The following is a 17596-nucleotide window of genomic DNA, read 5'->3' on the forward strand; positions in this document are numbered from 1 at the left end:
AAAATAAACATTATGCAAAAAACATTTTTAGTGGAAATTGGTACAGAAGAGTTACCTCCAAAATCACTGCGCACGTTAGCTGAGAGCTTTGCAGCTAATTTTATAGATCAACTTGATGGTGCTAACTTAGAACATGGTGAAGTACTTTGGTATGCATCTCCACGCCGCTTAGCCTTAAAAGTATTAAATCTTAATGATACACAACCTGATAGCCAAATTGTTAAACGTGGGCCTGCTGTAAGTGCAGCTTTTGATGCTAATGGTCATCCAACTAAAGCAGCTGAAGGCTGGGCGCGAGGTTGTGGAATTAGCGTTGATCAAGCTGAGCGTATCCAAACCGATAAAGGTGAATGGTTGTCCTATACCCACAATCAAAAAGGCCAACCAGTGGTTAATCTTTTATGTGATATGGTCAAAGCTGCATTAAATAAATTACCTATTCCAAAACCAATGCGATGGGCGGCTCGTCAAGTTGAATTTATCCGACCTAGTCACACTATTACTATGTTATACGGTAGTGAACTTGTTCCCGGTACTATTTTAGACATCGAATCAGACCGTATTATCCGAGGACATCGCTTCATGGGGGAACAACAATTCACTATTGATAATGCGGATCAGTATCCGGATATTTTAGAACAACGTGGTAAAGTGATTGCTGACTACGATAAACGTAAAGCAATAATCAAACAACAAGCAGAGGAAGCTGCAACTAAACTTAATGGTAAAGCTGATTTAACAGAGAGTTTGCTTGAAGAAGTCTCCTCATTGGTTGAATGGCCTGTAGTGTTAACCGCAAAATTTGAAGAACGATTTCTGGATGTTCCGGCAGAATCGCTTGTTTATACCATGAAAGGCGATCAGAAATATTTCCCAGTTTATGATAAACAAGGCAAATTATTACCTAATTTTATTTTTGTTGCCAATATAGAATCAAAAGATCCACAAGTCGTGATCTCTGGTAATGAAAAAGTAGTTCGTCCTCGCCTTGCTGATGCTGAGTTCTTTTATAAAACCGATTTAAAACAACGATTAGAAGATCGTCTCCCTCGCCTTGCAACAGTTTTATTCCAACAACAACTAGGTACAGTTAAAGATAAAGCTTTACGCATAGAAGCATTATCAGGTTTTATTGCTGAAAAAATTGGTGCTAACATCGAGCAAGCTAAACGAGCTGGGAAACTAACTAAATGTGATTTAGTTACCAATACTGTTTTTGAATTCCCTGAAACGCAAGGTATTATTGGACGTCATTTAGCAATCAAAGATGGGGAAGGAATCGAAGTAGCAACGGCTATTGAAGAGCAATATAAACCTCGTTTTTCAGGTGATGAACTACCTAGTACTTCGGTATCTTGTGCTGTATCTATTGCAGAGAAGATAGATACACTAGCTGGGATTTTTGGTATTGGTCAATTCCCTAAAGGTGACAAAGACCCATTTGCTCTTCGCCGTGCAGCTATTGGGATTTTAAGAATTATTGTAGAAAAAAATCTGCCACTTGATCTGGTCGAATTATCTGGTTTTGCCGTCTCACTCTATGGTGATAAACTGACAAACAAAAATGTCGTGCAAGATATAGTCAGTTTTATGCAAGGTCGTTTTCGAGCTTGGTATCAAGAACAAGGTTTTGCTATTGATACTATCCAAGCAGTATTGGCACTCAATCCGACTAAACCTGCTGATTTTGACGCTCGTGTCAAAGCGGTTACTCATTTTAGAACATTACCTGAGTCCTCTTCATTAGCCGAATCCAATAAACGTGTATCAAATATTTTATCCAAAGCTGGGATAACGATACCTGAAAAAATTAATGTTTCATTATTAGAAGCTGGCGCTGAAGGTGAATTAGCCAAACAAGTGGCTATTTTGACCGATAAACTAGAGCCATATTTCTTAGATGGACGTTATAAAGATGCATTAGTCGAACTATCATCCCTTAAAACATCGGTTGATGCTTTTTTTACTTCAGTCATGGTAATGGCTGATGATGAGCAAATTAAACTTAATCGATTAGCGTTACTAAAGAAATTACAAAACTTGTTTTTGAAAATTGCTGATATTTCACAATTACAATCGAGTTATTAATTATAAATATATTAAAACTTCGGTAATTAACCATTACTATTAATAAAAATAAAGGACTAGAAAAATGCAAAAAAAATTATCCTTCCCACTACTTTTTAACCAAACTTATCAGTTTATTTGCAGTAAGCTTTGGCAAGTCATTCTTATAAGTGTTATTGTAGGAATAGTATTTACTTTGATTTCTAAATTTTTCTTTACTTATTCTGTAGTAAGTATTTTGCGGTCACAAGTGGTTATGGGATCAATGTCATACTCTATTAGCGCGGCCTTCTCAAGTTTGCTTCGCATATTGTTGATCCTTATGGTTATAAATGTAATCTGTCAAACTATCAATATATTAGCCGTTTCAGTATTATCATCCAATGGTAAATTAGAAAGCAATTCATTAATATCTAAAGCAACTTCAACTTTTTTAAAACTGCTTGGATTTTGTCTTGTTTACTTATTAATCATGTTTGTTGTCGCCATATTTTTCATGTTATTTTTATTAGCATTGTCTCCAATATTGCCACCAAAACTACTAACGTTGCTAGTTATAATTAGTGCTATAGCAATCGTATTGTATATCCAGACTGTTTATGGCTTTTTTATAGGATCAGTCACTGGACCTACTTCAAAAAGTTTCTTCCAAATTTTTACAGAAACTCATCGAGCAATCAAACAATATTGCCTTGCCGGTTCCCTAATCGTTCTTGGAAACTTTTTTTGTCTTTTACTGATTAACTGGTTATTGTCCGATATCCCATATGGTGAATTTTTAGTATCACCAATCACTAATTTTATTGGTATTTTCGTAATTTACTTTTTTTATCAAGCATATATCACTCTCAATGAAAAAGAACCGGTATTAGAAAATACCGATACTACAAATAATCAATTAATTATTTAGTCAAAAAATCAAAGAGTAAAAACGGTTACCAACTCTGGTTGGTAGCCCTCAATAAAATGTAGTTATTATCGAATTGATATAATTAAATAGATTGGATATTAGCATGACACCCGCCATTAATTTACTCAAAAAGTTAAAAATCAGATTTAATATTCATCAATATGAACATGACCCTAATGAAACACATTATGGACAAGAAGCAGTTAATAAGCTCGACCCAACGTTAGCGATTGTCGCTGGGCAAATATTTAAAACACTGATTGTTAGTTTAAACGGAAACAATAAAACATTAGCTGTTTGTGTATTACCCGTCGATTCTCATTTAGATCTAAAAAAAGCAGCTAAAGCATTAGGCTGTAAAAAATTAGACTTAACTGAACCGAGTTTAGCGCAAAAAATAACCGGATACTTGGTGGGAGGAATTAGTCCATTAGGTCAGAAAAAACAGCTACCTACATTAATTGATTTAACTGCAAAGCAGTTCCCTACAATGTTTATTTCAGGAGGGAAACGTGGACTTGAAATTGAAATTGCCCCACAAGACTTATCAACGATATTACAAGCTCAATTCGTTGAAATAATATCTTAACCTTTTTAGCAATTAGCAATAAAAATTCGTTTTATTAGTCATGTAGAGATAGAAAATTGATGAAGGACGAAGAAAGGGGATATTCTTAAATTATCCAAGGTTATAAGCTTAACCTTATGACCTTGGATAATATCAAGCAAAACAAATTAACAGAGAAAACAATTATTTAATTGCTTCTTTTAAGCTCTTACCAGATACAAATGCAGGAACTTTGCTTGCTGCGATTTTGATCTCTTTACCAGTTTTAGGGTTACGACCAATACGAGCTTTACGCTCATTAACTTTGAATGTACCAAAACCAACTAATTGAACTGTTCCACCCGCTTTTAGTGATTCAGTAATAGCAGCTAATGTTGCTTCTAACGCAGTTTTCGCTGCAACCTTAGTAATATCAGCTTTGCTAGCAATAGCATCTACAAGTTCTGTTTTATTCATGGAAATATCCTTACATAATTGTTTTATAGTTAAAGTTAACATAATAAGCAAAGTTAAAATCCGACTTTGCCCCTGTAAACAGTTTAGATTACATTAATGTTAAATGTAGTCTATATTTCTCCAATGTTAAAGAAAAATTTAGTAAAAAGTAAAAAAATAGCCGTTTGATTGATTTAACTGCTCAAAAAAACACCAATATTACTGGTTTTTGCTGATCTTATGTCAGCCTTTAATCCTTTAATAAGATCTAACATCTCATTATTTTCATCACGTAATAATCGAAATATTTCCCATTGAAGATCAAATTCATCAATCACATCGGGTAAATTTTGTTGTTCTTCTTCAGAAAGTAGAACGTTAGCTTTGGTCATTTCAAATTCAGCAATCGTGTTAGCTGAAATACGACTTACTTTGGCTGTATGTTCAGCTATTTCGCCACTTATATAAGAGTGCAAAAGTTCGCTGAGTGCTTGACAAGCATCTATAGCTGGATAAACCATATAAGGGCTTTCATCACTTACAGATGGAATAATTGCTTCTAATTTTTCTAATTGCAAATCAAAATTGATTTTTACATTTTCAACTAACAATGATTCCCAAATTAAATCGAGTATTTTTTTATAACTTTTAGCATCTTCTTCATTTTGCTGTTGTTGACAATAAAACACAAAATTAGGATACATTCGTTCACATAAGCAAACCATAAATAAACGTTGTTGCCATACAGGCAATTTTTCTATTCTTATTTGAATAGGATTTTTAATCATAATGAAACCTTTTAGACTGATGATGTACCGCATGAATAAAATGTTGTACATGTTCAATAGGGATATCTTGGTGAATACCATGCCCTAAATTAAAAATATGTCCATTGTGAGAACCAAATTCACTAAGTACTGCTTCAACATTGGATTCAATGGTTAGCTTGTCTGCATACAAAACAGATGGATCTAAATTACCTTGCACAGCAACTTGACCTTTATTGTTGATATGACTTAAATCAACAGTCCAATCAACACCAATCGCATCACATCCGGTTTGCATAATGCGATCTAACCATAGTCCACCACCTTTGGTAAACAGCGTTACAGGAATATATGACATCACATCTTGGCTTTTAACACCTCGAGTCAACTGAGATAAAATCATCTGCATATAATAGAGTGAAAACTCCTGATAACAGTGATGACTTAATGCCCCACCCCAAGTATCAAAAATCATAATTGATTGCGCCCCAGCCTTGATTTGCGCATTTAGATATAATGCAACATTGTTTGCCAGTTTTTCAAGTAATAGATGTAGCGACGTTGGGTCGCTGTACATCATTTTTTTAATTTTAGTAAATGTTTTACTGCTACCACCTTCAATCATATAAGTTGCCAAGGTCCAAGGGCTACCTGAAAAACCAATCAACGGCACTTTGCCCTTTAACTCTTTTTTAGTAAGACGAATAGCATCCATTACATATTTAAGTGATTGTTCAGGATCTAAAAGAGGTAACTGTTTAATATCATCTAAACAAACAATTGGTTTGGTAAATTTAGGGCCTTCACCTGTTTCAAAATGTAAACCAAGCCCCATAGCATCAGGAATCGTTAAAATATCCGAGAAAATAATAGCAGCATCAAGTTCAAACCGATTTAATGGTTGCAAAGTAACCTCACAAGCGAGTTCTGGTGTTTGACACATCGTCATAAAATTACCCGCTTTTGATCTGAGTTGACGATATTCAGGTAAATACCGCCCAGCTTGACGCATCATCCACACTGGTGTGTAATCTACAGGTAAACACTGTAAAGCTCGCAAATAGCGATCATTTTTTAATTGATTCATATTATCGGCTCTTTAAGTTAACAACACATCTTGTAAAGAAGTTTCAGGAAAACCTAACGTTTTAATATAAAATTAGCAAGTTTTATCTATTATTTACGATCTTTTGGTTGTGATAATGAACTTTTTGCATAGTGAATCAGTGTTTCAGAAATATTTTGCATTACGCTGCTTTCTGGAGCAAAACGATGCCAATACAGCATTCGTCTTTGAAATAATCCTTCTGTAAGATTAATTAACTCGCCTGTTTTTAATTCTTTCTCAACTTGTAACATAGGCAACATACAACAAGCCGATCCTTGTTTAGCTAGCTGAACAAAAGCTTCTGATGAACTTGTGATATGACATATAACACTACCTGGGGTAAGATTAAAATTTTCTTGTAAAAAAGCTTGATGCATGTCATCCAAGTGGTCAAAAGCAACCGCTGGCGCTTTTAATAATGATGAGCGAGTCACGCCATTGGGAAAATATTTTTTGGCAAATTCAGGGGAAGCAACAAAAATATAGTCCAGCGCACCTAATAAATCTGATAGGCAACCCGGCAAAGGATTTGCTTGAATACTAATTGCAGCAACCACCGTACCTAAACGCAATAGCTCTAAAGTATGCTCTTCATCTTTGACTTGTATATCAAAGCGTAAAATATTTTTATCTAAAACAGGTTTTAGTGCTGGTAACAACCATGTTGCTAAAGAGTCTGCATTAATAGCAATAGATAATGATAATGGTGTGGCATTTTGCTCATTATCACCCAACCATTGTTGTTCAAGTAATTCAACTTGATGCAATAGTCCTAAGAGATGTTCCCCTTGTTTTGTAGCTTTAGGGGGAATAGTTCTGACCAGTAATTGTTGACCGAAAAAGCTCTCTAGTTGCTTTATACGTTGTGATACCGCAGGTTGTGTAATACACAATTTATCCGCTGCTCTTTCAAATCCCCGTTCTTTTATTACCGCATCTAATGCTTGGAGTGCTCTATAATCTGGACGCTTCATAATCTCTTTTTAATGATTTAATCATTGCTTGGATATTCAAGCCATTTCAATATATCGAAAAGTCATAGCTATATCTAATACTTAATATATTTTTTAAAACCTAATGATTTTTGCTTTCCAATTGGTTACTATGCCATATCTACAAAAATTTTGCTTTCAAAATTTTATGTTTAATCAAAAAATATCTTCAAAAACGCGGTGATGTTATGACACAAGATGAATTAAAAAAAGCGGTGGGTTGGTCAGCATTGAAATATGTCAAACCAGATTCATTAGTCGGAGTAGGGACAGGCTCAACAGCAGCACATTTTATTGATGCATTAGCAACCATTAAAGATCAAATTAAAGGAACTGTATCTAGCTCTATAGCTTCAACTCAAAAATTAAAAAGTTACGGTATTCCAGTACTAGATTGTAATGACGTTGATAGTTTAGATATCTATGTTGATGGTGCTGATGAAATTAATCATCATATGCAAATGATTAAAGGTGGTGGCGCGGCTTTAACGCGTGAAAAAATTGTTGCAGCATTAGCTAAACAGTTTATTTGTATTGTTGATGAATCAAAAGTCGTTGATGTATTAGGCAAATATCCATTACCGATAGAAGTGATCCCCATGGCTCGTTCATATGTAGCCCGTGAGCTTTTTAAATTGGGAGGTAAACCAATTTATCGACAAGGTGTCGTAACAGATAATGGTAATGTTATTCTCGATGTTCACGATCTGGTTATTGCAAAACCTATTGAATTAGAAAACCGAATCAATAATATTGCCGGAGTAGTTACCGTTGGACTATTTGCTAGCCGAGGAGCTGACATAGCATTAGTTGGTTCTAGCACAGGTGTCAAAGAGATCAAATAATATCATTTATGACTTTATCATGATGGTTATTTATCACTATAACTACCTGTTTATCTTATTAAAAGAAAAGAGAGGAAATAATGGTTGTTCAGGCTTTAACTAAAGATGAAAACAAATTTTTATTACTTGAAGGCGTTCACGCTAGTGCCATAGAAACTTTAAAATCAGCCGGTTATACCAATATCGAATATCACAAAGGTGCATTATCGCCTGCTGAACTCAAAGCTGCACTTAAAGATGTCCGCTTTATAGGCATTCGTTCACGAACACAGTTAACTAAAGAAATTATTGAAGCAGCCCCTAAACTAGCTGGTATTGGTTGTTTTTGTATTGGTACTAACCAAGTAGATCTCGATGCAGCAACCGTTAAAGGGATCCCTGTTTTTAATGCACCTTTTTCAAATACCCGTTCAGTTGCCGAACTTGTTTTAGCTGAAGCTATTTTGTTATTACGCCGTGTTCCCGAAGCTAACGCTAAAGCTCACCAAGGAAAATGGAATAAGATTGCAACCGGCTCTCATGAAGCACGCGGTAAAAATCTTGGTATTATTGGCTATGGTCATATTGGTAGCCAATTAAGTGTTCTGGCTGAATCATTAGGGATGAATGTTTTCTTTTATGATATTGAAACTAAATTACCATTAGGAAATGCAAAACAAGTTTCAACCATGAAAGAATTACTTGCTATGTGTGACATTGTTAGTATGCATGTTCCTGAAAATGCAACCACAATTAAGATGATTGGTAAAAATGAAATCGATCTAATGAAAGACGGCTCAATTTTAATTAATGCATCACGTGGGAAGGTTATTGATCTTGATGCTTTAACACAAGCATTACTTAGTAATAAACTTAGTGGCGCGGCAATTGATGTTTTTCCTAGCGAGCCTGCTAGTAACAGTGATCCGTTTCAATCACCATTATGTGAATTTGATAACGTCATTATTACACCACATATTGGTGGCTCAACCACTGAGGCGCAAGAAAATATTGGCATCGAAGTAGCAAGTAAACTTGCTAAATATTCAGATACTGGTGCTACACTTTCTGCCGTTAATTTTCCTGAAGCGTCCTTACCTATTCCAGCTAAGAGTGCATCACGCTTCTTGAATATCCACCATAATCAACCTGGTGTATTAACCGCTATTAATACATTATTTGCCGAGCAGGGTCTAAATATTTCTGGGCAATATTTACAAACCGATCCTAAAATTGGTTATGTGGTCATTGATATTGATAGTGTAGAACAAAATAAAGCTGAAGAGTTATTAGTCAAGCTAAAAAATGTACCAGGCACTATCAGAGCCAGATTATTATTTTAATATTAATCTAGTTAAAAATGATGATTCACTCATTGATACTGAATCAGTGAATAGCTATATTGAGTACGGATCTTAATTTATTAAAGTCGATTCGTACTTAATTTTATTAAGTTCTATCCATAAACGGCATGAATGACAACTTAATATAAAAAGTAGCGGTTAAATTTACTTTTTAGTTATTTATCTTGCACTTTAACTTTAACAACATTAATCCCTTTTTGGGTTAATGCTTGATAATATCTATCATCCAAATTCTCATCAGTAATAATAGTATGCACTGCACTTAAATCACACACGACATTAGGACTTCGACGACCAAATTTTGATGAGTCAACTAATAAAATTAACTTAGCCGCTGCTTTACTCATTGCAACACTACCATGGTAACTCTCATTAAAAGTAGTAACACCACCGACTAAATCAACACCGTCTGCACCCATAAATAGTTTATCAAAAGTGTAAGATTCAAAGGCTGCTATAGCCGAAGCATTATTACTATGGAAAGAAGCTGATTTACGACGAAAGGTACCACCGGTTAATATAATTGTTTGATCATTATCATTAGCAACCAACTCATTAACCATATGTAAACTGTTGGTCATGATAGTAAGATTATTAAATTTAGCTAGCATGGGGATCATCTGGGCAACTGTACTACCGGCATCAAAAATAATTGAATCACCTTCATGAATCAGTTTTGCCGCCTCTTGTGCTATAGCTTTTTTGGGCAATGTATTTATATAAGTCTTATGATCAATCGCTCTATCGCCTATTTCTCGATTCAACATCGCCCCACCATAAGTACGCAGAACTAAGCCACTTTCATGAAGTTGCGTAAGATCTTTACGGATAGTGGTACCGGTTGTTTTAAAATGCTCAACTAGCTCATCAACACTTACTTGCCCATGATTTTGTAGATATTCTAAAATGGCTGTTTGTCTTTGCCTTACTTTCATGATTATATTCCACTGTGATTATTAGCGAACAAAATAACTTTATGTTATAAAATATTATACTTTAAAATGAAAGAAAATACTTTTCAAAATAAAAGTTAAAAATTATTTTTTTGCTGTTAATGCTACGGCTAATGCATTTTGACATGCAAGATCATTAGGAAAAATATTTTCTGGAATGATTTCAGCGACAGATAATCCATGCAATTGATTAATCGGTTTGGGTAGAGCAAAGACAGTGATCCCTTTCATTAATATAGAATCAATAACTACTTGATTTTCATCTAGTGAAATAGCAATTAATACTCTAGGTTTAAATCGTTTGGTTTGACTACGACCAACCCCCAAATAAGTCCCTTTTTTCATCGCTAAAAACGCATGATTAAAACGGCGAATTTGAAACCAACTAAATATAATCTGCGTACACCAAGCAATTAAAGCAATTACAATTAATGTGGTAGTTATATTCATGTTAGTCTCCATTATCGATTTATTTTTAATCTAGCTAAATTAAAAAGTGCGAAAATCCCAATTGAATTTTCGCACTTTATTTAAACTAGAACATTACTTGCCCACCAGTAATATTAATTGATTGCCCTGTGCAATAAGAAGCTTTATCACTAGCATAAAATAACAATACATTTAAAACATCTTGATAATCACAACCACGTTTAAGCGGTACTTTATCGATATAAACTTGCTCTACTTGGCTTTCTGGAATACCTAATTTTTTCGCATATTGTGGCAATAAAGATTGGAACATTGGTGATTTTAATAAATTACCAAGCATTAACGAGTTAACCGTAATACCATGATCAGCCAGATCTAATGCCAAAGATTGTGTTAAACCAACCCCACCAAATTTAGCTGCGCTATATCCTGAATTATGTTTACTGCCAACTTTGCCAGATTTTGAATTAATTTGAATAATTCGACCATGAGTATTATGTTTAATCATCAATTTAGCAAATTCACGCGCACATAAAAAATAGCCGGTTAGATTTACATTGACAGATAGTTGGAAATCATTCAATGCAAAATTAGTAATTGGTGCTGCTTTAGCGACGCCTGCACTATATACCAATAAATCAATATGTTTAAACGTATTTTCAACATCATTAGCCAATTTAATCACACTATCTTCACTGGTTGCATCAACTTTAAAACCCTTGGCTGTACCTGCACCATGTTTTTGATTTATGGCTTCCGCGACTTTATTGGCATTATCACTGTTCAAATCAGCAACAACAACTTTATATCCAGCATCAGCAATACCTTTACATAGGAATTCACCTAAAGTTTGTCCACCACCAATAACCACTGCTACTTGTTTCATTTTCTGTTCCTTAATCACTTAAAATTTTAATTTCATCACCAACAAAAAGTTGAGTTGGTTGCTCACCTTCAACATGAACCGTTCCCGGCAATTCAGCTTGGTGATTACCATCAAACCTTAATGTGATGTGCCCTAATTCGCGAAAGTTGACATTGGCAACGTCACCAACAGAAGTAATGTTAAATACATGCTTACCTAATTGAAGTGTCTGCCCTATTTGTATCTCATGTTTTAAATCATCATGACTATGGATAAAACAGTAATCCGCTAAATCTGAAGGCGCACCTTCTTTGAATAAGATCAGCATGCCGTCAGCTAGAGCTTCTTGCGCAAACTCACCAATTTGATTTATTTTTGAATGATAGATAACGTTTGACATCATTAACCTTCTTAATATTTATACTTAATCTAAGCTTTTTACTTTTACTTTATGCTTACGAGTGAAATAAGAGGGATGCGATGCATCCCTTAATCTTTTTAAAACGATTTATTGATAGATAAATAACGACACAACCCAAGCAATTAACACGGTTGGCGCACCTGTTAAAAATCGACTAACAAGTACTGATGGAACCCCAACACGAACGGTATCTTGTTTTGCTTCTGCCAGTGATAACCCTACAGGAATAAAATCACATGCTGCTTGAGCGTTAATCGCAAATAGCGCTGGCAATGCTAAATGAGGTGGAATATGACCTAGCCCAATTTGCACCCCAACTAAGGTACCAATAACTTGTGCAATAACCGCACCTGGTCCTAAGAAAGGAGAAAGTAATGGGAAAGAACAGATCAACGCCAAAATGACCAATCCAATTGGATTATTAGCCAGTGGCACTAACCCATTAGCAATAAAATCACCTAATCCTGAGGCAATAATTATCCCAATTAATGCTGACACAAAAGCCATAAAAGGTAGGATGGTTTTAAGTACAGTATCAATCGTATCGCGACCTGCTTGGAAAAATACCGCTACACCTGATCCCATACCGATACCAATTTTTGCTAATAAACCGTCACTCTGTTCTGTAATTTTTTTACTGCTATCATAATCTTTAAATTCTGAGGTTTTATTTTCAACAACGGGGTCTGCCTGAACTGATGATGTTTCCTCACTACCCGCCTCTTTTTCAATAACTTTGATATTATTAGCTTTCACCGCTGAAACATAAATATCTTCAACAATATATTGCGCTAGAGGACCAGACTTACCTGTGGCATGAATATTCACAGTCGGTACACGATTTTTAGGATAAATACCACAACGCAATGTACCACCACAGTCAATAACCGCTACACCAATTTCATCTTTCGGTGGCTCTCCTTCTTTAAAGCCATCAATTGCTTCCCATCCTGTTAATTCGACTAATGTATCTACAATTGCCGGTCTTGTACCTGCTGCAATGTAGACAATTTTTTTGCCTGCAATGATAGGAAGTTCTAAAGGTCCACCCCAACCAGCTTCACCTCTTTCAATACGAATAAATTTAGCCATTTTGTTTTCCCTTTTATTGTTATAGATGAACTTTTCTATCTAATTTAATACCCATTTTTCTTTCAAAAATGGCTGTACAAAAGTCAGTGATCCAACCTCTAAAAAAGTTAGTGATTAAACCAACTAAGAAATAGCTCACTGCCAGAGGACCTAAAGGTAAACCTAATTTAGTTAAACCAGCTGCGATCCCTAAATAAACAAAAAGTTCACCGGGATTTACGTGTGGGAATAAACCATTCATTGAGTGACAACTATAAGAAGAAGCCGCATAATAACTTGGTTTGTAAAACTCAGGCATAAATCGCCCTAAACTTAATGTCATCGGATTACAGAATACAAAAGTCCCGATTAATGGTAAGAAAAAATAACGTGAAACAGGATTCCCTGCACATGCTTGTGCTAAACGCTCGATACGATCTTGTCCTATGAATTTAATTAAAGCATTCATCACTACCAGTAATGAAATTAATAATGGTAAAATTGCTGTTACCATTCCCACAAATACTTCGCCACCTTTCTGGAATAAACCGATAAACCATTCAGCGCCAAATGAAATAGCATCAATCATATTATCTCCTATTGAGTTAAACTTCGGATAAATATTAGCAATTTTAAAAAGTAAAAACTTTTAACTGGATCACAATTTGAAATATTTTCTTTTATTGTGAAAGAAAATATTTCAAATAGATATAAAAAAGTAATCAATTAAAAATAATAGATTGTTGATATAGCAGTAATAGTCAAAAATAGCTGATTTTTATTGGACTTTACTATTTAGTTGGCGTAATTTGATATAGCACAGTTATTTTATTATTCAATTTGAGGAGAAAATATTATGGCTAAAAGTATGAGTTCTGCAAAAAAATTACAACAATCAGCTATTTTGTTTCCAACTGATTTAGGCGAAAAAGCATCAAAAGACATTTCAGGAGCAATGAATTCTGTGCTAGCAGATGTTTTTGCTTTATATCTTAAAACTAAAAATTTCCATTGGCATGTAAGTGGTCCTCATTTCCGTGATTACCATTTAATGTTAGATGATCATGGTGAAGAATTGTTTGCTATGACTGATCCTATTGCAGAACGTGTTCGTAAATTAGGTGGAACTACTTTACGTTCAATTGGTCATATTTCTAAATTACAAAGTATTTCCGATAATAATGCAGATTTTGTAGAACCTTCAGATATGCTTGCTGAACTTTGCCAAGATAATATTAAACTCACAGCCAGAATGCGTGAAGCTCACGATATCTGTGACAAATATAACGATACTGCAACAGCAAGTTTAATTGAAGAATGGATTGACCAAACAGAAAGACGTGCATGGTTCTTATTTGAAACTGGACGTAAAATGGACTCTTCAGGACATTAACTGTTTTCAGTTTTATATCAATAATAATTATCAAAAGAGACACTTATGTGTCTCTTAATTTAATAATTAGTGGGGATTGAAGATGAGTAAAAAAATAGCCGTTTTAGTCGGAAGTTTACGTAAAGATTCTTACAATTTAAAAGTTGCAAAAGTTTTTCAAAAAATTGCACCACCATCACTTTCATTAAATATTATTCAAATTGGTGATTTGCCTTTATATAACGAAGATATCGATAATCAAACACCACCAACCGCATACACCCGTTTCCGACAAGAAATAGCTGATTGCCAAGGCGTTATATTTGTCACACCTGAATATAATCGTGGCTTACCTGCTGTAATAAAAAATGCTATAGATGTGGGTTCACGACCTTACGGGAAAAGTGTCTGGTCAAAAAAACCTGCAGCTATTGTTTCCGTTTCTCCCGGCGCTATTGGTGGATTTGGTGCCAATCATCAGTTACGTCAATGTTTGGTATTTTTGGATATGCCAACATTACAACAACCTGAAGCTTATTTTGGTGGTGTTAACACTGCTTTTGATGCTAATGGTAATATAACTGAAAAAAGCAAAGAATTTCTTTCATTAATTATTAATGCTTATGCAAACTGGGTTGAAAAGTTAAGCTAGTTGATATTTGTTTTTACTATACACAGCCAAGATCATGGGCTGTGTAGATAACTAATTGATAAGTTTTATATTCCTTAGATGACTGTATTTTTTCCAACTTCTGAACAACAATTATTACATCGGGCCAAATTGGTAGCCGGTTACACTTTTGGCGAAATAGCAAAATATCTGAATATGCCAATCCCAGATAATTTAAATAAACAAAAAGGCTGGGTTGGCAATTTAATCGAAACTTTTTTAGGTGCCAATGCTGGTAGTAAAGCTGAGCGTGATTTTGCTAATCTCGGTATTGAACTTAAAACTATTCCTGTTGATAAATATGGTAGACCTTTAGAAACCACCTTTGTTAGTGTCACACCTTTAATGGCAAATTACGGTGTGATTTGGGAAACAAGTCATGTTAAATATAAATTAACCAAAGTGCTTTGGATCCCAATTGAGGGGGATAGAGCAACACCCCTTGCAAATCGCAAAGTTGGTCATCCGATTTTATGGACACCAACACCTGAGCAAGAACAGCAACTTAAACAAGATTGGCAAGAGTTAATGGATATGATCGCACTTGGTCAAGTTGAAAAAATAACTGCCCGTTATGGAACCTATCTACAAATTAGACCTAAAGCTGCCAATGGTAAAGCACTTACCGAAGCTATTGGTGAAAATGGCCAAATTATTTTAACTCGCCCACGAGGCTTCTATTTAAAAAAATCGTTCACAATGCAAATACTACACAATGGTATTAATTAAACTGCTTTTTTCATAAATCAAAGCAGTTATTTCAAAAAAACACATATAATTAACTTTAATCATCCTATTAATTAATAATAAATTTCCCTCACTCCTCTTAGCAAATTCTATCCCTCCAAAGTATTTACCTACGACTTACTTGCCGATCGATGATGAATTAGCTAATCAACTTATTGATTGAATATAAGTGAATCATACCTTGATGATCCTTATATCTCGATTAATATTGGTAACAATATAAAAACAGCCTCGATTCTTCGGTAGATATAGTTAGCGATGTCGTTTTATTACTACAGCAAAACTACCAAAACACTTAAATCGCTCTGTGTTATTTTCTTTCCTTTAATGGGTACTTATAACTATTTTAAGCGTTATAACTTACCTAGTCACAACGCTATTTGATAATTCTATTAGCGGTATTAAAAGCCAATTATTGCCATTTTTTCAATGATTGCTAGGTTATATAGCACCTGATCTTGCATTAATTTTTTACTGTTTTAGATGTAAAAAAAGTAATTTTTGTTGATTCAGATTTTACTGTTGATGACTGATCATCGAATTTGTTTCCGTGGGTTTTACTGACTAGTCAGACTTTTTGTATAAACATTATCAATATAATCTGATTGATATTGTTAATTGACAAACCATATGACAGTTTAGAAAGTCCGTTTTACTAACGGACTTTTATCGTTCTAAGATTTAAAACAAATCTAACATTAAAATTTTTGAATTGCGTTGATAGTTATAGAGTTGTTTCTTTTTGATAGGTAGATCATCAACTTCAGCAGGATTAAAGCCTTTTTCCCTAAACCAATGAATACTGCGTGTTGTTAGGACAAATATCTTCTCCAGCCCGAGATTTCGCGCACTATCGGTCACTTTTTCAATCAGTAAATCTCCTCGAGATGAATTACGATAATCTGGATGTATTGCAACACAGGCCATTTCGCCCATTTTTTCTTCCGGATAAGGGTAAAGAGCAGCACAACCAATGGTCATATTGTCGCGTTCAATTATGGTGAATTTATCAATTTCTATCTCTAACTGTTCACGTGAACGTTTAACTAAAATACCTTGTTCTTCAAGCGGTCGAATAAGTTCTAAAATGCCACCAATATCGTTAATGGTTGCCGAGCGAATTTGTTCCGAATGTTCCATTGCAACTTGAGTACCAATGCCATCCCGTGAAAATAATTCCTGTAAAATAGAACCGTCAATTAAATAGCTGACTAAGTGACTTCGTCGTACACCATTTCGGCAAGCTTTAGAAGCTGCACGTAAAAAGCGCGCTTCGCTCGACAAATGTTTGCCTTGATGTTCTTTATAATTAACATAGTTATCTGCATCAATAGGAAACAGGTCAGTAATGACACGCCCTTGTTCATCAAGTACCCCCTGCTCTGCACAAAAACTAATTAATTTATCTGCTTTTAACCGAATAGCGACTTCAGCTGCAACATCTTCAGATGATAAATTAAAACTTTCACCGGTAACGGAAACACCAACTGGACCCAATAATACAATGGAACCACGTTTCAATTGTTCATCAATCGCCTCGTTATTTATACGGCGAATCTTACCAGTATGACAATAATCGATACCATCTTCGACTCCAAGTGGCTGCGCTATAACAAAATTACCACTTACCACACTAATATGTGCGCCTTGTAAGGGCGTATTATTTAAGCTCATTGATAAACTTGCGGTAATATTGAGTTGTAATAAACCAGTAACTTGCTTAACAATATCAAGGGTAGATGCATCGGTGATTCGTGTGTTTTTATAATATTTAGGCTCTATATTATTTTTTTTGAGTGATTCATCGATCTGATTTCGTGCGCCATTAACGATAACAAGTTTAATGCCCAGACTATAAAGCAAACCGATGTCGCTAATAATATTTGAATAATTATTGCTTTTTAACACCGCCCCTGTTAATAAAATAACAAAGGTTTTTCCATGGTGAGCATTTATATAAGGTACTGAATGTCTTAATCCTTCAACTAGCTCTGTTGTTCTTTCTTTCATTTTCACAGACACCTTTTAATGAA

At 34.7% G+C, this 17596-nt stretch carries 19 protein-coding genes; 8 read left to right on the forward strand and 11 right to left on the reverse strand.

Annotated features, from left to right (window positions below; genetic code table 11):
- Positions 1 to 9 precede the first annotated feature (9 nt).
- From glyS to ybaK, 3 genes are all read left to right on the forward strand, one after another.
- Positions 10 to 2088, forward strand: a complete 2079-nt coding sequence (gene glyS, locus A9G11_RS05445) for a glycine--tRNA ligase subunit beta (protein WP_065618527.1) — start codon at positions 10 to 12, stop codon at positions 2086 to 2088.
- A 64-nt stretch (positions 2089 to 2152) separates the two neighbouring features.
- A complete protein-coding gene (locus A9G11_RS05450) occupies positions 2153 to 2977 on the forward strand; it encodes a hypothetical protein (protein ID WP_065618487.1) in 825 nt (274 codons plus the stop codon).
- 103 nt (positions 2978 to 3080) lie between these two features.
- Positions 3081 to 3566, forward strand: a complete 486-nt coding sequence (ybaK, locus tag A9G11_RS05455; protein ID WP_065618488.1) for a Cys-tRNA(Pro) deacylase — start codon at positions 3081 to 3083, stop codon at positions 3564 to 3566.
- A gap of 162 nt (positions 3567 to 3728) precedes the next feature.
- Here the strand turns inward: ybaK and A9G11_RS05460 are convergent, their stop codons facing one another.
- From A9G11_RS05460 to A9G11_RS05475, 4 genes are all read right to left on the reverse strand, one after another.
- A complete protein-coding gene (locus A9G11_RS05460) occupies positions 3729 to 4001 on the reverse strand; it encodes an HU family DNA-binding protein (protein ID WP_065618489.1) in 273 nt (90 codons plus the stop codon).
- A gap of 173 nt (positions 4002 to 4174) precedes the next feature.
- Positions 4175 to 4768: a YjaG family protein gene (locus A9G11_RS05465; protein WP_065618490.1), complete on the reverse strand. Its 594-nt coding sequence runs from the start codon at positions 4766 to 4768 to the stop codon at positions 4175 to 4177.
- Positions 4761 to 5834 (reverse strand): uroporphyrinogen decarboxylase, encoded by a 1074-nt coding sequence (hemE, locus tag A9G11_RS05470; RefSeq protein ID WP_065618491.1) that lies wholly within the window; start codon positions 5832 to 5834, stop codon positions 4761 to 4763. The genes A9G11_RS05465 and hemE overlap by 8 nt, the downstream gene beginning before the upstream one ends.
- Positions 5835 to 5923: 89 nt before the next feature.
- Entirely contained in the window at positions 5924 to 6829 is a 906-nt protein-coding gene (locus A9G11_RS05475) for a LysR family transcriptional regulator ArgP (protein ID WP_065618492.1), read from the reverse strand.
- A gap of 206 nt (positions 6830 to 7035) precedes the next feature.
- On the opposite strand from A9G11_RS05475, the gene rpiA reads away from it, so the two are divergent.
- Both rpiA and serA read left to right on the forward strand, forming a co-directional pair.
- Complete coding sequence (gene rpiA / locus A9G11_RS05480; protein ID WP_065618493.1) at positions 7036 to 7692, forward strand: ribose-5-phosphate isomerase RpiA; 657 nt, start codon at positions 7036 to 7038, stop codon at positions 7690 to 7692.
- 80 nt (positions 7693 to 7772) lie between these two features.
- Positions 7773 to 9014, forward strand: a complete 1242-nt coding sequence (serA, locus tag A9G11_RS05485; protein ID WP_065618494.1) for a phosphoglycerate dehydrogenase — start codon at positions 7773 to 7775, stop codon at positions 9012 to 9014.
- Positions 9015 to 9190: 176 nt separating this feature from the next.
- Here the strand turns inward: serA and srlR are convergent, their stop codons facing one another.
- The 6 genes from srlR to srlA form a co-directional block, all read right to left on the reverse strand.
- Positions 9191 to 9970, reverse strand: coding sequence for a glucitol operon DNA-binding transcriptional repressor SrlR (gene srlR / locus A9G11_RS05490; RefSeq protein WP_065618495.1), 780 nt, complete (start codon positions 9968 to 9970; stop codon positions 9191 to 9193).
- A 102-nt stretch (positions 9971 to 10072) separates the two neighbouring features.
- A complete protein-coding gene (gene gutM / locus A9G11_RS05495) occupies positions 10073 to 10438 on the reverse strand; it encodes a transcriptional regulator GutM (protein ID WP_065618496.1) in 366 nt (121 codons plus the stop codon).
- Between the two features lie 85 nt (positions 10439 to 10523).
- Positions 10524 to 11303 (reverse strand): sorbitol-6-phosphate dehydrogenase, encoded by a 780-nt coding sequence (srlD, locus tag A9G11_RS05500; RefSeq protein ID WP_065618497.1) that lies wholly within the window; start codon positions 11301 to 11303, stop codon positions 10524 to 10526.
- Between the two features lie 10 nt (positions 11304 to 11313).
- Complete coding sequence (locus A9G11_RS05505; protein ID WP_065618498.1) at positions 11314 to 11682, reverse strand: PTS glucitol/sorbitol transporter subunit IIA; 369 nt, start codon at positions 11680 to 11682, stop codon at positions 11314 to 11316.
- A 108-nt stretch (positions 11683 to 11790) separates the two neighbouring features.
- The gene (srlE, locus tag A9G11_RS05510) at positions 11791 to 12795 is read right to left on the reverse strand and encodes a PTS glucitol/sorbitol transporter subunit IIB (protein ID WP_065618499.1); all 1005 of its coding nucleotides are present in this window, start codon (positions 12793 to 12795) and stop codon (positions 11791 to 11793) included.
- Between the two features lie 19 nt (positions 12796 to 12814).
- Positions 12815 to 13363, reverse strand: a complete 549-nt coding sequence (srlA, locus tag A9G11_RS05515; RefSeq protein ID WP_065618500.1) for a PTS glucitol/sorbitol transporter subunit IIC — start codon at positions 13361 to 13363, stop codon at positions 12815 to 12817.
- A gap of 267 nt (positions 13364 to 13630) precedes the next feature.
- Between srlA and A9G11_RS05520 the strand changes: the two genes are divergently transcribed.
- The 3 genes from A9G11_RS05520 to mutH all read left to right on the forward strand — a co-directional run bounded on the left by A9G11_RS05520 (position 13631) and on the right by mutH (position 15545).
- Entirely contained in the window at positions 13631 to 14167 is a 537-nt protein-coding gene (locus A9G11_RS05520) for a Dps family protein (RefSeq protein WP_065618501.1), read from the forward strand.
- Between the two features lie 82 nt (positions 14168 to 14249).
- A complete protein-coding gene (locus A9G11_RS05525) occupies positions 14250 to 14798 on the forward strand; it encodes an NADPH-dependent FMN reductase (protein ID WP_065618502.1) in 549 nt (182 codons plus the stop codon).
- A 78-nt stretch (positions 14799 to 14876) separates the two neighbouring features.
- Positions 14877 to 15545: a DNA mismatch repair endonuclease MutH gene (gene mutH, locus A9G11_RS05530; RefSeq protein WP_065618503.1), complete on the forward strand. Its 669-nt coding sequence runs from the start codon at positions 14877 to 14879 to the stop codon at positions 15543 to 15545.
- A gap of 699 nt (positions 15546 to 16244) precedes the next feature.
- Here mutH and argA read toward each other — a convergent pair.
- Positions 16245 to 17573, reverse strand: coding sequence for an amino-acid N-acetyltransferase (gene argA, locus A9G11_RS05535; RefSeq protein WP_065618504.1), 1329 nt, complete (start codon positions 17571 to 17573; stop codon positions 16245 to 16247).
- Positions 17574 to 17596 lie beyond the last annotated feature (23 nt).

It is taken from the genome of Gilliamella sp. wkB108 (genome assembly GCF_001690195.1).
Classification (GTDB): domain Bacteria; phylum Pseudomonadota; class Gammaproteobacteria; order Enterobacterales; family Orbaceae; genus Gilliamella; species Gilliamella apicola_L.

Bases quoted from the DNA above. Each gene is read 5' to 3' on its own strand.
- A9G11_RS05450 (WP_065618487.1), top strand. From the start codon at position 2,153: ATGCAAAAAAAATTATCCTTCCCACTACTTTTTAACCAAACTTATCAG.
- ybaK (WP_065618488.1), top strand. From the start codon at position 3,081: ATGACACCCGCCATTAATTTACTCAAAAAGTTAAAAATCAGATTTAAT.
- A9G11_RS05460 (WP_065618489.1), bottom strand. From the start codon at position 4,001: ATGAATAAAACAGAACTTGTAGATGCTATTGCTAGCAAAGCTGATATT.
- A9G11_RS05465 (WP_065618490.1), bottom strand. From the start codon at position 4,768: ATGATTAAAAATCCTATTCAAATAAGAATAGAAAAATTGCCTGTATGG.
- hemE (WP_065618491.1), bottom strand. From the start codon at position 5,834: ATGAATCAATTAAAAAATGATCGCTATTTGCGAGCTTTACAGTGTTTA.
- A9G11_RS05475 (WP_065618492.1), bottom strand. From the start codon at position 6,829: ATGAAGCGTCCAGATTATAGAGCACTCCAAGCATTAGATGCGGTAATA.
- rpiA (WP_065618493.1), top strand. From the start codon at position 7,036: ATGACACAAGATGAATTAAAAAAAGCGGTGGGTTGGTCAGCATTGAAA.
- serA (WP_065618494.1), top strand. From the start codon at position 7,773: ATGGTTGTTCAGGCTTTAACTAAAGATGAAAACAAATTTTTATTACTT.
- srlR (WP_065618495.1), bottom strand. From the start codon at position 9,970: ATGAAAGTAAGGCAAAGACAAACAGCCATTTTAGAATATCTACAAAAT.
- gutM (WP_065618496.1), bottom strand. From the start codon at position 10,438: ATGAATATAACTACCACATTAATTGTAATTGCTTTAATTGCTTGGTGT.
- srlD (WP_065618497.1), bottom strand. From the start codon at position 11,303: ATGAAACAAGTAGCAGTGGTTATTGGTGGTGGACAAACTTTAGGTGAA.
- A9G11_RS05505 (WP_065618498.1), bottom strand. From the start codon at position 11,682: ATGTCAAACGTTATCTATCATTCAAAAATAAATCAAATTGGTGAGTTT.
- srlE (WP_065618499.1), bottom strand. From the start codon at position 12,795: ATGGCTAAATTTATTCGTATTGAAAGAGGTGAAGCTGGTTGGGGTGGA.
- srlA (WP_065618500.1), bottom strand. From the start codon at position 13,363: ATGATTGATGCTATTTCATTTGGCGCTGAATGGTTTATCGGTTTATTC.
- A9G11_RS05520 (WP_065618501.1), top strand. From the start codon at position 13,631: ATGGCTAAAAGTATGAGTTCTGCAAAAAAATTACAACAATCAGCTATT.
- A9G11_RS05525 (WP_065618502.1), top strand. From the start codon at position 14,250: ATGAGTAAAAAAATAGCCGTTTTAGTCGGAAGTTTACGTAAAGATTCT.
- mutH (WP_065618503.1), top strand. From the start codon at position 14,877: ATGACTGTATTTTTTCCAACTTCTGAACAACAATTATTACATCGGGCC.
- argA (WP_065618504.1), bottom strand. From the start codon at position 17,573: ATGAAAGAAAGAACAACAGAGCTAGTTGAAGGATTAAGACATTCAGTA.